The organism is Streptomyces sp. NPDC002536, assembly GCF_053594995.1.
On the sequence record NZ_JBSFWU010000139.1, the window covers coordinates 1 to 15,208 of the forward strand.

The 15,208-nt window shown below is 72.3% G+C and carries 16 protein-coding genes; 9 read left to right on the forward strand and 7 right to left on the reverse strand.

The window, feature by feature from the left end:
• Positions 1-214 precede the first annotated feature (214 nt).
• Complete coding sequence (locus ACWD4B_RS32125; protein ID WP_451424072.1) at positions 215-433, forward strand: hypothetical protein; 219 nt, start codon at positions 215-217, stop codon at positions 431-433.
• Positions 434-471: 38 nt separating this feature from the next.
• Here ACWD4B_RS32125 and ACWD4B_RS32130 read toward each other — a convergent pair whose 3' ends face one another.
• The 3 genes from ACWD4B_RS32130 to ACWD4B_RS32140 are packed head-to-tail and all read right to left on the reverse strand — an operon-like array spanning position 472 to position 2,980.
• The gene (locus tag ACWD4B_RS32130; protein ID WP_451424073.1) at positions 472-1,542 is read right to left on the reverse strand and encodes a S1C family serine protease; all 1,071 of its coding nucleotides are present in this window, start codon (positions 1,540-1,542) and stop codon (positions 472-474) included.
• 26 nt (positions 1,543-1,568) lie between these two features.
• On the reverse strand, positions 1,569-2,321 hold the full coding sequence (locus ACWD4B_RS32135; protein WP_451424083.1) for a class I SAM-dependent methyltransferase: 753 nt from the start codon (positions 2,319-2,321) through the stop codon (positions 1,569-1,571).
• 44 nt (positions 2,322-2,365) lie between these two features.
• On the reverse strand, positions 2,366-2,980 hold the full coding sequence (locus ACWD4B_RS32140; protein WP_336412640.1) for a DUF3043 domain-containing protein: 615 nt from the start codon (positions 2,978-2,980) through the stop codon (positions 2,366-2,368).
• 284 nt (positions 2,981-3,264) lie between these two features.
• On the opposite strand from ACWD4B_RS32140, the gene ACWD4B_RS32145 reads away from it, so the two are divergent.
• The 4 genes from ACWD4B_RS32145 to ACWD4B_RS32160 all read left to right on the forward strand — a co-directional run bounded on the left by ACWD4B_RS32145 (position 3,265) and on the right by ACWD4B_RS32160 (position 6,380).
• On the forward strand, positions 3,265-4,059 hold the full coding sequence (locus ACWD4B_RS32145) for a PspA/IM30 family protein (protein ID WP_336412639.1): 795 nt from the start codon (positions 3,265-3,267) through the stop codon (positions 4,057-4,059).
• A 10-nt stretch (positions 4,060-4,069) separates the two neighbouring features.
• Positions 4,070-4,348, forward strand: coding sequence for a PspA-associated protein PspAA (gene pspAA / locus ACWD4B_RS32150; protein WP_336412638.1), 279 nt, complete (start codon positions 4,070-4,072; stop codon positions 4,346-4,348).
• A 70-nt stretch (positions 4,349-4,418) separates the two neighbouring features.
• Positions 4,419-5,681, forward strand: coding sequence for a sensor histidine kinase (locus ACWD4B_RS32155; RefSeq protein ID WP_451424074.1), 1,263 nt, complete (start codon positions 4,419-4,421; stop codon positions 5,679-5,681).
• A 9-nt stretch (positions 5,682-5,690) separates the two neighbouring features.
• The gene (locus tag ACWD4B_RS32160; protein ID WP_451424075.1) at positions 5,691-6,380 is read left to right on the forward strand and encodes a response regulator; all 690 of its coding nucleotides are present in this window, start codon (positions 5,691-5,693) and stop codon (positions 6,378-6,380) included.
• A 169-nt stretch (positions 6,381-6,549) separates the two neighbouring features.
• On the opposite strand, the gene nadA is transcribed toward ACWD4B_RS32160, so the two are convergent.
• Positions 6,550-7,728, reverse strand: coding sequence for a quinolinate synthase NadA (gene nadA / locus ACWD4B_RS32165; RefSeq protein ID WP_451424076.1), 1,179 nt, complete (start codon positions 7,726-7,728; stop codon positions 6,550-6,552).
• Between the two features lie 261 nt (positions 7,729-7,989).
• On the opposite strand from nadA, the gene erpA reads away from it, so the two are divergent.
• A complete protein-coding gene (gene erpA / locus ACWD4B_RS32170; protein WP_336412634.1) occupies positions 7,990-8,346 on the forward strand; it encodes an iron-sulfur cluster insertion protein ErpA in 357 nt (118 codons plus the stop codon).
• 66 nt (positions 8,347-8,412) lie between these two features.
• On the opposite strand, the gene ACWD4B_RS32175 is transcribed toward erpA, so the two are convergent.
• Entirely contained in the window at positions 8,413-9,942 is a 1,530-nt protein-coding gene (locus tag ACWD4B_RS32175; RefSeq protein ID WP_451424077.1) for a hypothetical protein, read from the reverse strand.
• 99 nt (positions 9,943-10,041) lie between these two features.
• The gene (locus tag ACWD4B_RS32180) at positions 10,042-10,263 is read right to left on the reverse strand and encodes a hypothetical protein (protein ID WP_451424078.1); all 222 of its coding nucleotides are present in this window, start codon (positions 10,261-10,263) and stop codon (positions 10,042-10,044) included.
• A 174-nt stretch (positions 10,264-10,437) separates the two neighbouring features.
• Here ACWD4B_RS32180 and ACWD4B_RS32185 point away from each other — a divergent pair, with 174 nt between their 5' ends.
• Positions 10,438-11,412, forward strand: a complete 975-nt coding sequence (locus ACWD4B_RS32185) for a carbohydrate kinase family protein (protein WP_451424079.1) — start codon at positions 10,438-10,440, stop codon at positions 11,410-11,412.
• Positions 11,413-11,686: 274 nt separating this feature from the next.
• Here ACWD4B_RS32185 and ACWD4B_RS32190 read toward each other — a convergent pair whose 3' ends face one another.
• Positions 11,687-13,069, reverse strand: a complete 1,383-nt coding sequence (locus tag ACWD4B_RS32190) for an aminotransferase class V-fold PLP-dependent enzyme (protein ID WP_451424080.1) — start codon at positions 13,067-13,069, stop codon at positions 11,687-11,689.
• A 268-nt stretch (positions 13,070-13,337) separates the two neighbouring features.
• On the opposite strand from ACWD4B_RS32190, the gene ctaC reads away from it, so the two are divergent.
• Together ctaC and ACWD4B_RS32200 are read left to right on the forward strand one after the other, a co-directional pair.
• Positions 13,338-14,303 carry an aa3-type cytochrome oxidase subunit II gene (gene ctaC / locus ACWD4B_RS32195; RefSeq protein WP_451424081.1) on the forward strand — a complete coding sequence of 322 codons (966 nt, stop codon included), beginning with the start codon at positions 13,338-13,340 and terminating at the stop codon, positions 14,301-14,303.
• Positions 14,300-15,208, forward strand: a 909-nt coding sequence (locus ACWD4B_RS32200; protein WP_451424082.1) for a cbb3-type cytochrome c oxidase subunit I, incomplete at its 3' end; no start/stop codon positions are given. The genes ctaC and ACWD4B_RS32200, both read left to right, overlap by 4 nt.

The following is a 15,208-nucleotide window of genomic DNA, read 5'->3' on the forward strand; positions in this document are numbered from 1 at the left end:
CGGGGAACTGCGCGATCGGCCACCGACGGCCTGCAGCCGACGCACCACCCCAGGGTCCGGGGCGAAGCCCTCGACTGCGGGTGCGTCGTGGCCGGTCGCGCAGTTCCCCGCGCCCCTTTCGGGGCGCCCGCGTGACGAAGATCCGCCGGATAGGCCCTAGGCTGCCGCCCGGCAGGACTCAACACGTGGTGTACGCAAGGCCCGGGAGGCTGACATGGCATGGACGTGGCGGTTCGAGAAGTCCGACGGCACGGAGGTGGAGCCGGCCGTGGAGCCGGAGGAGTTCACCACCCAGGGCGACGCGGAGTCCTGGATCGGCGAGGAGTGGCGGGCCCTGCTCGAGGGCGGGGTGGACCAGGTGCGGCTCTTCGAGGACGACGACGAGATCTACGAGGGGCCGATGAGTCTGCGCGCTGCCGCCGACGCGAGCTGACGGCCCGTACGGCCCGGCGCGCCCGGGCCGTACGCCCCTCACATCTCCCCGAGCGTCACCGTCGTCGTCTGCTCGGCGCCGTCCCGGACGTAGGTCACCTCCGTCCGGTCGCCCGGCTTGAGCCCGGCGAGTGCCTCGGCCAGCGACTGCATCGTGGTGACGGGGGCCTTGCCGACGCGCGTGACGATGTCGCCGGGCCGCAGCCCGGCCCTGTCGGCGGGGCCGCCGGGGTTGACGGCCACCAGGGCCACCCCGGCGGGCGCGAAGTCGGAGCCCACGATGGCCCGTCCGGTGATGCCGAGGGCCGCGCGCCCGGAGTCGGTGACCCGGCCGTTCTTGACGATCTGGTCGGCGATCCTGCCGACCGTCCCGGCCGGGATGGCGAAGCCGATGCCCGGCGCCGCCCCCTCGCCCAGCTCCGGGTCGACGGCGGCGAGCGTCGGGATGCCGATGACCTGCCCGGCGAGGTTCACCAGCGCGCCGCCGCTGTTGCCGGGGTTGATGGCGGCCGAGGTCTGCACCATGTTGGCGATGGTCGCCCCGGTGCCCCCGCCGCCGCGGCCCTCGCTGACGGTCCGGCCGACGGCCGAGACGATGCCCTGGGTGACGCTGCTGGACAGGCCCAGCGGATTGCCCATGGCCAGCACGATCTGGCCCACTTCGACCTTCGAGGAGTCCCCGAGCACGGCGGGTTTGAGGCCCTTGGGGACGTCGTCCAGCCGGACGACCGCGAGGTCCTGTTCGGGGTACGAGGCCACCAGCCGGGCGCCCAGGGCGTCGCCGCCGGTGGCGAGGGAGACCTTGAACGCCCGGGCGTCGCCGACGACATGGGCGTTGGTGACGACGTCGCCCTTGTCGTCGTAGACCACGCCGGAGCCGAGGCCCTGCCCCGTGGTGATCTGGACGACGGACGGGAGGACGTCCTTGACCACCTTCTGGTAGGCGGCCTGCAGATCGCCCGCCGGACCCGTGATGTGCACGGGCTCGGCGGGCGAGGAGGACGATGCGCCCGACGGGCTCCCGGCACTGCCGGAACAGCCGGCGAGCAGTGCCAGGGCGCAGGCGGCCGGTACGGCCAGGACGGCGTGACGGAGGCGCGAGACGCTCATGTGGGGAGTGTTCCCCGCACCCGGCCTCAGCCCCGCACACCGCACAGATGCAGCAGTGCAGCGACCGCGCGGTACGGGTCCGTGCGGCCCGCGCGCTCCTCGGCCGTCAGCAGTCGGTCGAGCTCGGCGCCCTGCGGCGGGGTCCGCCCGTCGGAGGCCTGGTCGGTGAAGACCCGTACGCCGTACCAGGCGTGGAGCGGGGCGCCGATGCCGGCGAGGGTCGCCGTGAGCGTCTCCCGCCGGTCCGCGCGCACCTCCAGCCCGATGCGGTTGGTGTACGCGGGGGAGTCGAAGGCGGCCAGCGCGGTCTCCCAGTCGCCGCCCAGGCCGGGCCGCATGGCCAGCGCGTCGGCGTTGCGCACGAGCAGCGAGAGCAGGCCGCCGGGGGCGAGCACCCGGGCCAGCCCGGCGAGCATGGGGTCGGGCTCCGGCACGTACATCAGCACGCCGTGGCAGAGCACGACGTCGAAGGAACCCGGCAGGAAGTGCACGCCGGTGTCCCGCCCGTCGCCCTCGATGACCCGCATCCGCTCGCGGATGCCCTCGGGCTCGGCCGCCAGCGCCTCGCGCACGGTGGCCACCATCAGGGGGTCGGACTCCAGGCCGGTCACCTCGTGGCCGGCGCGCGCGAGCCGCAGCGCCTGAGTGCCCTGGCCGAGGCCGACGTCGAGGATCCGCAGCCGCCGGCCCACGGGGAAGCGGGCGGCTATCTGCTCGTCGACCTGGCGGGCGACGAGCTCCTGGCGGACGGTGTTCCGCAGCCCCCCGAGCCCGCTCAGCCACCCCTGTGCGCCGCTGCCGAAGGGCGCCGCCGGTGTGCCGCTCAGGGCTTCTCCCCGCGCGCGACCTTCGGCTTGGGCAGCCGCAGCCGGCGCATCTGCAGGGTGCGCATCAGGGCGTAGGCGACGGCGCCGCGGGTGTTCTCGTCCGGGAAGCGCTGCTTGAGGGCGCGCTTGAGGGCGATGCCGGTGACCGCGGAGTTGATGACGATCAGCGCGATGACGATCATCCACGCCAGCAGCACGTACGTCTGGAACGCACCGCGGTTGATCATGCTCAGGATCAGGATCAGCACGGCCAGCGGCAGGAAGAACTCCGCCACCGAGTAGCGCGCGTCCACGAAGTCGCGGGCGAAGCGGCGCACCGGGCCCTTGTCACGGGCCGGCAGGAAGCGCTCGTCGCCGTTGGCCAGGGCCTCGCGCTGGCGGGCCATGTCGGCACGGCGGGCCTCGCGGGCCCGCTTCGAGGCGTCCTTGCCCTTGGCCGGCGTGCTCGCCAGGCTGCGGCGCTGGGACTGGGCCTCGCTGCGCTTCGGAGTCGGGCGGCCCTTGGGTGCCTGCGGGTCACGGGCCTGCTTGGACTGGTCGGCGGCGGCCGGCTTGGCGGCCGCGGCCTGCTCGGCCTTGTCGGCCTTGGAAGTGGAACGGCTTCGGAACACGGGACCCAAGGGTACGGGTTCCGGGGCCCGGGCACCGGCCGGGAGGGGAACGATCCGGCAACGACGGACGTCTGTACAGGAGGACGGGCTCGCCTTCCCCGGGCACCCGGGGGCTCTTCTACTCCTTGCGCCGGAGGGCGGCGACCTTGTGATCGTCCTGGAGGATGAGCGCATCGGTGCCCGAGGAGTGCGGTAATGGAAGCAGGGCCCGTACTGTGGGTTCTGATAGGTGTGACGGAGCCGAAGCCCGATTCAAGTCGGTCAGAAGGGGGCGCGCGAGGCCCATGAGCGGTGTCATGAAGCGTATGGGGATGATCTTCCGCGCGAAGGCCAACAAGGCCCTGGACCGGGCCGAGGATCCGCGCGAGACCCTCGACTACTCGTACCAGAAGCAGCTCGAGCTGCTGCAGAAGGTGCGCCGCGGCGTCGCCGACGTGGCGACGTCCCGCAAGCGTCTGGAGCTCCAGCTCAACCAGCTGCAGAACCAGTCCGCCAAGCTGGAGGAGCAGGGCCGCAAGGCGCTGGCGCTGGGCCGCGAGGACTTGGCGCGCGAGGCGCTCACCCGCCGTTCCGCGCTCCAGCAGCAGGTCAGCGATCTGGAGACGCAGCACCAGACCCTCCAGGGCGAGGAGGAGAAGCTCACGCTCGCCTCCCAGCGCCTGCAGGCCAAGGTCGACGCCTTCCGGACGAAGAAGGAGACCATCAAGGCCACCTACACCGCGGCCCAGGCCCAGACCCGGATCGGCGAGGCCTTCTCCGGCATCTCCGAGGAGATGGGCGACGTCGGCCTGGCCATCCAGCGTGCCGAGGACAAGACGGCGCAGCTGCAGGCCCGCGCCGGCGCCATCGACGAGCTGCTCGCCTCGGGCGCGCTCGACGACCCGACCGGCATGGCCAAGGACGACATCACCGCCGAGCTGGACCGCCTCTCGGGCGGTTCGGACGTGGAGCTGGAGCTCCAGCGGATGAAGGCCGAGCTGGCGGGCGGCAGCGGCACCAAGCAGGCCATCGAGGGCGGCACCGCCGGCCAGAACCACGCGGCGCAGCCGCAGGACACCCCCCGCTTCGACAAGCACTGAGGGAGATCTCATGATCGTGCGGATCATGGGGGAGGGCCAGGTCAGGCTGGACGACAGCCACTTCGCCGAGCTGAACGCGCTGGACGACGAGCTGCTCGCCGAGATGGAGAGCGGCGACGAGGAGGGCTTCCGGCGCACGCTCGGGGGCCTGCTGGACGCCGTGCGCCGGCTGGGCACCGCCCTGCCCGACGACGCCCTGGAGCCCTCCGAGCTGATCCTGCCGTCGCCCGACGCCTCCCTGGAGGAGGTCCGCGAGATGCTCGGCGACGAGGGCCTCATCCCGGGGTGACGCCCCGGCCGCCCGGCACTGCGCGCCCCCGTTCCCGCCCGGGACCGGGGGCGCGGCCGACGGAACCCTCATGACCGCTCTCACCGCCTCGGGCCTCACCGGCCCGCACCGCTGGCTGCGCGCGCACCCGCGCGCCGCCGATCTGCTGCTGGCCGCCGCCGTGTTCGCGCTCGTCATGACCGGCTCCTATGCCACCGCACACACCCGGCAGCACCCGCCGGGGCCGGGCTTCGTCACCCTGGCCGTCGTCGCCTGCGGCTGCCTGGTGTGGCGCCGCCGCGCGCCGCGTGCCGTGCTCGGCCTCACCTCGGTGCTGACGGTCGCCGCCGCCGTCGCCGAACGGGACGGGCCCCCGCACACCCAGGTCGCGCTGACCGCCGCCGTGGCGCTCTGCACCGTGGCCGCCCGCACCGAGCGGTCCACGGCCTGGCGCATCGCCGTGCTGACCGTCATCGCCATCACCGGCGCCGTGATGCTCCTCGGCCCGGCGCCCTGGTACTCCCAGGAGAGCTTCGGCCTGCTGGCCTGGATCGGCCTCGCGGGTGCCGCCGGGGACGCGGTCCGCAGCCGGCGCGCCTTCGTCGCGGCGATCGAGGAACGGGCCGAGCGGGCCGAGCGCACCCGCGAGGAGGAGGCCCGCCGCCGCGTCGCGGAGGAACGGCTGCGCATCGCCCGCGAGCTGCACGACGTCGTCGCCCACCACATCGCGCTCGTCAACGTCCAGGCCGGCGTGGCCGCACACATCATGGACAGCCGCCCCGAGCAGGCCAAGCAGGCCCTCGCGCACGTCCGCGAGGCCGGCCGCTCGGCCCTGGAGGAGCTGCGCGCCACGGTCGGCCTGCTGCGCCAGTACGGGGACCCCGAGGCCCCCACCGAGCCCGCGCCCGGCCTCGGGCTGCTCGACCGGCTCGTCGACGGCTTCGGGCGGGTGGGGCTGCCGGTGGCCGTCGCGGCCGTCTCGACGCTGTCCGGCGGGCAGGGCGCGACGGACGAGGCCGCCGGGGCCGCCGCCGTCCTCGGCCCGCTGCCGGCCGCCGTGGACCTCACCGCGTACCGGCTGGTCCAGGAGGCGCTCACCAATGCGCACAAGCACGCGGGCCCCGGCGCCCGGGCCGAGGTCTCCCTGCTGCGCGGCGCGGACAGCCTGCAGCTGACCGTGCTGGACGACGGCGCCGGCCCCCCGGCCGACGGGACCGGGAGCGGCGGGCACGGCCTCGTCGGCATGCGCGAGCGCGCGGCCGCCCTCGGCGGCCGCTGCGAGGCGGGCCCGCGCGACGGGGGCGTCCCCGGCTTCCGGGTCCGCGCCGTCCTGCCGCTGCCGGCGCCCGCCTAGGCTGGCGCCATGACCGAGCCGATCAGCGTCCTACTCGCCGATGACCAGGCCCTGTTGCGCAGCGCGTTCCGGCTGCTCGTGGAGTCCGAACCGGACATGCGGGTGGTGGGGGAGGCCGCGGACGGGGCGCAGGCCCTCGCCCTGGCCCGGGAACACACGCCCGACGTGGTTCTGATGGACATCCGGATGCCCGGGACGGACGGTCTCGCCGCGACCAGGGAGATCTGCGCGGACCCGGCGCTGGCGTCCGTGCGCGTGGTGATGCTGACGACCTTCGAGGTCGACGAGTACGTGGTGCAGTCGCTGCGCGCGGGCGCGTCGGGTTTCCTCGGCAAGGGCGCGGAGCCGGAGGAACTGCTGGCGGCGATCAGGATCGCCGCGGCCGGGGAGGCGCTGTTGTCGCCCGCGGCGACGAAGGGCCTCATCGCGAAGTTCCTCGCCCAGGGCGAGCCGCCCGCCGACGCCCGGCGCGAGACGGCGCGCCTTGCGGCCCTGACGGGCCGGGAACGGGAGGTTCTCGTGCAGGTGGCGGGGGGCTTCTCGAACGACGAGATCGGCGAGCGGCTGGAGGTCAGCCCGCTGACGGTGAAGACGCACGTGAACCGGGCGATGGCGAAGCTGGGTGCCCGTGACCGGGCCCAACTCGTGGTCATCGCCTACGAGTCGGGCCTGGTGCGGCCGGCACACGGCGCCCCGTAAGGGGCGCGGGGCTGTATCGATATGCGGCTCCGCCGCGTGGGCGCGACCAGGCGCCCCGTAAGGGGCGCGGGGAACTGCGCGACCAGCCACCGACGACCTGCAGCCGACGCACCACGCCGGGGCTCCGGGGCGAAGCCCCGGAAAACCCGGGCGGGGCTCCCCGCAGGGGTTACGGCAGCGCCAGCATCCGCTCCAGCGCCAGCTTCGAGAAGCTGGCGACCTCCGGGTCCACCTCGATCCGGTTCACGACCTTGCCGTCCGCCAGGGACTCCAGGGCCCACACCAGGTGCGGCAGGTCGATGCGGTTCATCGTGGAGCAGAAGCACACGGTGCGGTCGAGGAAGACGATCTCCTTGCCCTCGCTCGCGAACCGGTTCGCGAGCCGCCGCACCAGGTTGAGCTCGGTGCCGATGGCCCACTTGGAGCCCGCCGGGGCGGCCTCCAGCATCTTGATGATGTATTCCGTCGAGCCGACGTAGTCGGCCGCGGACACCACCTCGTGGCGGCACTCGGGGTGCACCAGCACGTTGACGCCGGGGATGCGCTCGCGCACGTCGTCGACCGAGTCCAGCGAGAAGCGGCCGTGCACCGAGCAGTGGCCGCGCCACAGGATCATCTTCGCGCCGCGCAGCTCGTCGGCCGTCAGGCCGCCGTTCGGCTTGTGCGGGTTGTAGAGGACGCAGTCCTCCAGCGACATGCCCAGGTCGCGCACGGCGGTGTTGCGCCCGAGGTGCTGGTCCGGCAGGAAGAGGATCTTCTCGCCCTGCTCGAAGGCCCAGTTCAGGGCCCGCTCCGCGTTGGACGAGGTGCAGATCGTGCCGCCGTGCTTGCCGGTGAAGGCCTTGATGTCGGCGGAGGAGTTCATGTACGAGACGGGGACGGTGACGTCCGCGATGCCCGCCTCGGTCAGGACGTCCCAGCACTCGGCGACCTGCTCGGCGGTGGCCATGTCGGCCATCGAGCAGCCGGCCGCGAGGTCGGGCAGGACGACCTGCTGGCCGTCGTGGGTCAGGATGTCCGCGGACTCGGCCATGAAGTGCACACCGCAGAAGACGATGTACTCGGCGTCCGGCCGGGCGGCCGCCTCGCGCGCGAGCTTGAAGGAGTCGCCGGTGACGTCGGCGAACTCGATGACCTCGTCGCGCTGGTAGTGATGGCCGAGGACGAAGACCTTGTCCCCGAGCTTCGCCTTGGCCGCGCGGGCGCGCTCCACCAGGTCCGGATCGGACGGTGCCGGCAGGTCGCCGGGGCACTCCACACCCCGCTCGCTGCGGGGGTCGGCCTCGCGGCCGAGCAGCAGGAGAGCGAGCGGGGTGGGCTGGACATCCAAGGGCTGGGCGGTGGTCACGTCACGCACCCTTTCTGTTCTGCGGACGGCCGCTCTGCACTGTGCTGCAGTCGGCGTTGTCGTCAATTTGACGCTATCTATCATAACTGCTTCGCGTCACTTTGACGATGGTGATTGCGTCGATGTGACGCATTCCCGTTCGCGCGCGGGGTGTGCGAGCATGAAAGCCGGTGAAGTCACCGTCAGGACCCGGAATGAATCCGGGACGGCAGCGGTTGCAGGCGACGCAAGCATCCGCAGAAGAACCCGGGAGTGAAGCAGATGTCCGTTCAGGACGAGAAGACCACGGCGAGCGACGGCATCCTTCTGTCCGACGCCGCTGCGGCCAAGGTCAAGAGCCTGCTGGAGCAGGAAGGCCGTGAGGACCTCGCGCTGCGCGTCGCCGTCCAGCCCGGCGGCTGCTCCGGTCTGCGCTACCAGCTCTTCTTCGACGAGCGCTCGCTCGACGGTGACGTCGTCAAGGACTTCGACGGCGTCAAGGTCGTCACCGACCGCATGAGCGCCCCGTACCTGGGCGGCGCCTCGATCGACTTCGTCGACACCATCGAGAAGCAGGGCTTCACGATCGACAACCCGAACGCGACCGGCTCCTGCGCCTGCGGCGACTCCTTCAGCTGACGCGGATCCTCACCGTACGAAGGCGGTGCCCCCGTTCTCGGGGGCACCGCCTTCGCCTTGTGCGCGCTACGCCTTGCGCAGGGTCCCGCCCGTCGTCCCGTCGACGACCTTCCGGTCGTCCAGCGGCTTGTCCAGCGTCACCGGCAGGTCCCACTGCTTGAGCATCATCACGCAGGGCCGGCCCGGGTTCTTCTCCGTGCCGGTGACCTTCACCGACACCGCGGAGCCGGACTCCTGGTCCGTCACCGCGTAGGTGTTGCACACCCCGCCCCAGAAGTGCAGGACGAGCTTCTTCCCGTCGTCCCCGGCCACGCTGTACGAGTCGACGTGCATCGACTGGGTCCGCGGCGTCCCGGTCGGGGCGGGCGTGCGGGACGGCGAGGGCCGGGCGATGAACTTCGGGTCCACCGCGGGCTGGGCCACGGTGATCGTCGCGCCGTTGTCGCCGCCGCCCGGCAGCTGCACGCTGAACAGCCACGACGGCACCAGCGCCGGCCGCCCCGCCACGGACTGCTCCGACAGGCCGAACTCCGCACTGCGCACCGTCGCGGGCTCCGCCTTCGACGGGATGCCGCCCGGGCACGGCGGTGTCCCGACGGCGTCCGCGCCCTCGCCCTTGGGGAACGGGGTCATCGTCCGGCAGCCGCCGGGGCCCGGACTGCCGGTCCCCTCGCCCTTGTTGAGCGCGTCGAGCGCCTGCTGGGCGCTGACGACGGGATAGTCGGCGCTCTTCTTCGGCAGCTCCAACTGTCCGCTGCCGCCCGCCAGTTGCCCGTCCGCGCCCACATGGAGCGTGGTCCGCCAGCCGGAGGAGGGCAGGGAGTTGAGCACGGGATCGGCATCGACCGTCCGTATCGCACCGAACGTCCGGCGTGCGTCCACCTTCGCGCCGTCCTGGCCCAGCGCCTTCAGCACGGGGGCCGCCGCGCTCTTCGCCTTGTCCTCCGGCACCGGGGTCGCGGCCGCCGGGTCGGGGGAGGGGGCCGCGCCGTCACGGAAGGACGGGCAGGTCACCGGAGGAACGTCCTTGCCCTCCTGCTGCGGCCCGGCGCCCGGCGGGTGCTCGCAGTGCGTGCCGCCCGGGGTGCCGTACCGCGTGAACGACCAGTCGCCCGGCGCCTGTTGGTGCACCTGGAGCGCGGGGCCCGACGCGTCGGGGGTGTCCCCGACCGTCCAGACGCCGTTCACCAGCCGGGGCGTGCCCTGCACCTTGAGCGCGGTGGCCAGCGCCGTCACCTCGTCGCGCGTCACCTCGCGCCCGGGCAGATAGACCGGGGCGTTCCGGGGCCCGTCGGGCAGCTTGCCCGCCGCCCGGTAGCGGACGCCGTGGGGGTCGGGCTCGCCCACCGCGATGCCCTGCTGCGGACCGCCGCCGGGCCGCCCGTAGCCGTCCAGGGCCAGCGGGGGAGGGGAAGAGCTGTCGCCGGACCCGCCGGACCGGTCCGTGCCGCCGCCGTCCGCCGCGGTGGACGCCCAGTACGCGCCCCCTCCTCCGGCCAGCAGCACGGCCGCGGCCACCGATGCGACCGCCAGCGGCGAGTGCTTGCGCCGCGGTTTCTCGGGGGTGCTGCCGGGAGTGGCGCCCTCGGTGCTCACCACATCGCTCCTTCGCTCCGCTCAATGTGTGTACTGCCGTGTCCTCTGTGAAGGGGACGGCGCTTGGACGGAGCGCAGGAGCGAGCGGTTCCACCCGGGTCAGTCGCCGTATTCCGACATCCCGTCCAGCAGCCGGGCCGAGGCCGCCGGGACGGAGACCCCGTGGATGGCGGAGAGCGGGGTGCGCCGCCGGGCGGGGGCGGGGCGGGGGGTCCGGGTGCCGGGCCAGTGCGGTGCCATGCGGGCGCAGTCCCTGCGCAACTCGTCGAGCGACTCGGGCTCGGTGGTGTGCTGCGTGACGTCCTTCACAGTCTTCGGCATATCCGCACCGTACGCACGGGGTGCCGCTGCGAGAAAGACCTACTAATAGGTAGATTTGCCCACCCATAGGCGAGAATCGGGCCCTCTTGTCCGAGGGCCTTCACCCGGTAACGTGGTGTGGCTCTTTCTGTTTTTCTCGTTATGTCACCTCGCCCCGCAGGGAGCAGACCCGTCGTGCGTATCGCTGTCACCGGCTCCATCGCCACCGACCATCTGATGACCTTCCCCGGCCGCTTCGCCGACCAGCTCGTGGCGGACCAGCTGCACACGGTCTCTCTCTCCTTCCTCGTCGACGAGCTCGACGTCCGCCGCGGCGGCGTGGGCCCCAACATCTGCTTCGGCATGGGCGTCCTCGGCCTGCGCCCGATCCTGGTCGGCGCGGCCGGCGCGGACTTCTCCGACTACCGCGCCTGGCTGGACCGGCACGGCGTGGACACCGACTCCGTCCACATCTCCGAGGTCCTGCACACCGCGCGCTTCGTGTGCACCACGGACACCGACCACAACCAGATCGCGTCCTTCTACACCGGCGCCATGAGCGAGGCCCGGCAGATCGAGCTGCAGCCCGTCGCCGACCGGGTCGGCGGCCTGGACCTGGTGCTGATCGGCGCCGACGACCCCGAGGCGATGCTGCGCCACACCGAGGAGTGCCGCACCCGCGGCATCCCGTTCGCGGCCGACCCCTCGCAGCAGCTGGCCCGGATGGACGGCGAGGACATCCGCCTGCTGGTCGAGGGCGCCACGTACCTGTTCACCAACGAGTACGAGAAGGCGCTCATCGAGTCCAAGACGGGCTGGACGGGCGACGAGATCCTCGCCAAGGTCGGCACCCGCATCACCACCCTGGGCTCGCGCGGCGTGCGCATCGAGACCGCGGGCGGCCGGACCGTCGAGGTCGGCTGCGCCCAGGAGGAAGCCAAGGTCGACCCGACCGGTGTGGGCGACGCGTTCCGCGCCGGCTTCCTCGCCGGCCTGACCTGGGAGCTCTCGCAGGAGCGGGCGGCGCAGCTGGGCTGCATGCTGGCGACGCTCGTCATCGAGACGCTGGGCACGCAGGAGTACGAGCTGCGGCGCGGGCACTTCATGGAGCGCTTCACCAAGGCCTACGGCGACGAGGCCGCCGCCGAGGTGCGGGCCCACTTGGGCTGAGGCCGGCGACCAGGCGCCCCGTCAGGGGCGCGGGGCTGTTTACACGTGCGGCTCCGCCGCGTGGGCGCGACCGAGCGCCCCGTCAGGGGCGCGGGGAACTGCGCGACCAGCCCCCACCGGCCCGCAGGTAACGCACCACCCCAGGGGTCCGGGGCGAAGCCCCGGCACGTCGACTGCGGGTGCGTCGTGGTTGCTCGCGCAGTTCCCCGCGCCCCTGACGGGGCGCCGTGGTGCCGCGCCCACGCGGCGGAGCCCCTGACGGGGCGCCCCGGCGTCAGGCGCGGCGTCGCACCGTATAGGCGACGCCGCCCTCCACCGGCCGCTCGCCCACGTACTCCTGGCCACGCATCTCGCACCACGCCGGGATGTCCAGGCGAGCGGCCTCGTCGTCGGAGAGCACGGTCACCAGACCGCCGAGCGGAGCATCGCCGAAGGCCTTCGCCAGCTCGATCACCGGGATCGGGCACCGCTTGCCCAGCGAGTCGACGATCAGTTCCCCTTCCCCGGAAGGGGAACCGGCATCGCCGGCCGGCGCGCCCAGCGCCCCCCGCACCTCGGCGACGGCGCCCGGCAGCACCCCCAGGAACCGGTCGACCTCCTCCGAGGTCGCCCCCCGCGGCAGCGACACCCGCACGTTCCCCTCGGTGAGCACCCCCATCGCCCGCAGCACATGACTGGGGGTCAGCGTGCTGGACGTACAAGACGAACCGGACGAAACCGAGAAACCCTCGCGGTCCAGCGCATGCAGCAGCGCCTCCCCGTCCACGTACAGGCACGAGAACGTGACCAGGTGCGGCAGCCGCCGTGCCGGGTCCCCGACGACCTCCACGTCCGGCACGAGCTCCGGGACCCGGGCCCGGATCCGGTCCACCAACGCCCGCAGCCGCGCGGCCTCTTCGGCCGCCTCCTGGCGGACGGCCCGCAGCGACGCCGCCGCCGCGACGACCGCGGGCAGGTCGGGGAAGCCCGGCGCGCGCCCCGACTCCCGCTCGTCCGCGGGATGCTGGGGGGCGTACCGCACTCCCTTGCGCACTGCCAGCAGGCCGACCCCGGACGGGCCGCCCCACTTGTGGGCGCTCGCCGTCAGCAGTGACCAGCCGCCCTCGACCGGGCCCCAGCCCAGCGACTGCGCTGCGTCCACCAGCAGCGGCACCCCCGCCTCCCGGCAGGCCTCGGCGACTTCGGCCACCGGCTGCACCGTTCCGACCTCGTGGTTGGCGGACTGCAGCACCGCCAGTGCGGTGTCCGGCCGCAGTGCTGCCGCGTAAGCACCCGCGCCCACCCGGCCCGTACGGTCGACCGCCACCTCGGTGACGGTCCCGCCGGCCGCCTCGTGCACGGCGGCGGAGTGCAGGACGGCCGAGTGCTCCACGGCGGACACCACCAGATGCCGCCCGGTCCGGCGCCGCCCGGCGAGGGCCCCGGCAATTCCGTCGTGCAGGGCCCGTGTCCCCGAAGGAGTGAAGACCAGTTCGTCGGGGCGGCAGCCGACGGCCTCCGCCGCGGCCTCGCGCGCCGCGTCGAGCAGCAGCCGGGCCCGGCGGCCCTCCCGGTAGAGGCGGGCCGGATCGGCCCATCCCTCGTCCAGGGCGGCCAGCAGCGCCTGGCGTGCGACGGGGTGCAGGGGAGCGGCGGAAGCGGCGTCGAAGTACGGCACGGAGCACACGCTAGCGCGCAGGTCGCACGTTGTGCGGCGGGTGTTCGGCAGCCATCTGACGGTCCGCCGGACGGGCCCCGGATCAGCAGATTCCGCCTCTTCGGGGAGTGACGCGGCGCGTTGGGTACCCTCCCCGCGCGGCCCCAAATAGCGTCCAGTAGGGTTTGGTCCGCATAAACATCCAAACCCCTGCCCGCAGCGGGCCGGCGACCGACCAGCGAGACGGCCGCAGCCGGCCGCACGGGCGAGACTCTCGGGAAGGCGCTACGTGAGTCCCAACGGCTCCGACCGCTCGTCGCGGCGCCCGGTGCGGCGGAAGCTGCTGCAGGCGCTGGCCGCGGGCGCTGTCCTGGCGACCGCCACCGGTTGCACATCCAAGGACTTCCCCCGCCTCGGAATGCCCACTCCCGTCACGGAAGAGGCGCCGCGGATCCTCTCCCTGTGGCAGGGTTCGTGGGCGGCTGCGCTCGCCACGGGCGTACTGGTGTGGGGCCTGATCCTGTGGAGCGTCGTATTCCACCGGCGCAGCAGGACCAAGGTCGAGATCCCTGCACAGACCCGGTACAACATGCCCATCGAGGCGCTGTACACCGTGGTCCCGATCATCATCGTGTCGGTGCTCTTCTACTTCACCGCGCGTGACGAGAACAAGCTTCTGACCAACCCCGAGAAGCCGAAGCACGTGGTCAACGTGGTGGGCTTCCAGTGGAGCTGGGCGTTCAACTACCTGGAGAACGTCGACGGCCAGCCTGCGGGCCGGCCGCTGCGCGAGGTCAAGGAGCTGGACGCGATTCCGGACCGCTTCCTCGCGAAGGCTCCGGCGAACGCGGGCGGCGTCTACGACGTCGGCACTCCGGGTACGCGGAATCCGCAGAACAACAACCCCGGTCCCACCATGTGGCTGCCCAAGGGTGAGACGGTGGAGTTCGTCCTCACCTCGCGGGACGTCATCCACTCCTTCTGGGTCGTGCCGTTCCTGATGAAGCAGGACGTCATCCCGGGCCACACGAACAGCTTCACGGTGACCCCCAACCGCGAGGGCACCTTCATGGGCAAGTGCGCCGAGCTCTGCGGCCAGGACCACTCCCGGATGCTCTTCAACGTCAAGGTCGTGTCTCCTGAGCGGTACAGGGCGCACCTGAAGGAGCTCGCGGCCAAGGGCCAGACCGGTTACCAGCCGGCGGGCATCGCGCAGACGGATCACGCGAAGAACGCGGAGACCAAGAACAAGTGAGCATCCTCAACGAACCCCAGGGTGCCGCCGCCGCACCAGCCTCGGCAGCACCGCCCGTACGCCAGAAGCAGCCCGGCAATCAGGTGATCAAGTGGCTCACGACCACTGACCACAAGACGATCGGCACGCTCTACCTGGTCACGTCGTTCGCGTTCTTCTGCATCGGCGGCCTCATGGCGCTCCTCATGCGCGCCGAGCTGGCCCGTCCCGGCACGCAGATCATGTCGAACGAGCAGTTCAACCAGGCGTTCACGATGCATGGCACGATCATGCTGCTGATGTTCGCGACGCCGCTGTTCGCCGGATTCGCGAACTGGATCATGCCGCTGCAGATCGGCGCGCCCGACGTGGCGTTCCCGCGGCTGAACATGTTCGCCTACTGGCTCTACCTGTTCGGCTCGCTGATCGCGGTGGCCGGCTTCCTCACCCCGCAGGGTGCGGCCGACTTCGGCTGGTTCGCCTACTCCCCGCTGTCGGACGCGGTCCGTTCGCCGGGCGTCGGCGCCGACATGTGGATCATGGGTCTGGCCTTCTCCGGCTTCGGCACCATCCTCGGCTCGGTCAACTTCATCACCACGATCATCTGCATGCGCGCCCCGGGCATGACGATGTTCCGCATGCCGATCTTCACCTGGAACGTCCTGCTGACCGGTGTCCTGGTCCTGCTGGCCTTCCCGGTGCTGGCCGCCGCGCTGTTCGCCCTGGAGGCGGACCGTAAATTCGGTGCCCATGTATTCGATGCGGCAAATGGCGGAGCACTGCTCTGGCAGCACCTCTTCTGGTTCTTCGGCCATCCAGAGGTGTACATCATCGCGCTGCCGTTCTTCGGCATCATTTCCGAGGTCATTCCGGTCTTCTCGCGCAAGCCGATGTTCGGTTACATCGGCCTGATCGCGGCGACCATC

Excerpts from the sequence above, each read along its gene's own strand:
- ACWD4B_RS32125 (WP_451424072.1), top strand. The coding sequence starts at position 215 with ATGGCATGGACGTGGCGGTTCGAGAAGTCCGACGGCACGGAGGTGGAG.
- ACWD4B_RS32130 (WP_451424073.1), bottom strand. The coding sequence starts at position 1,542 with ATGAGCGTCTCGCGCCTCCGTCACGCCGTCCTGGCCGTACCGGCCGCC.
- ACWD4B_RS32145 (WP_336412639.1), top strand. The coding sequence starts at position 3,265 with ATGAGCGGTGTCATGAAGCGTATGGGGATGATCTTCCGCGCGAAGGCC.
- pspAA (WP_336412638.1), top strand. The coding sequence starts at position 4,070 with ATGATCGTGCGGATCATGGGGGAGGGCCAGGTCAGGCTGGACGACAGC.
- ACWD4B_RS32155 (WP_451424074.1), top strand. The coding sequence starts at position 4,419 with ATGACCGCTCTCACCGCCTCGGGCCTCACCGGCCCGCACCGCTGGCTG.
- ACWD4B_RS32160 (WP_451424075.1), top strand. The coding sequence starts at position 5,691 with ATGACCGAGCCGATCAGCGTCCTACTCGCCGATGACCAGGCCCTGTTG.
- erpA (WP_336412634.1), top strand. The coding sequence starts at position 7,990 with ATGTCCGTTCAGGACGAGAAGACCACGGCGAGCGACGGCATCCTTCTG.
- ACWD4B_RS32180 (WP_451424078.1), bottom strand. The coding sequence starts at position 10,263 with ATGCCGAAGACTGTGAAGGACGTCACGCAGCACACCACCGAGCCCGAG.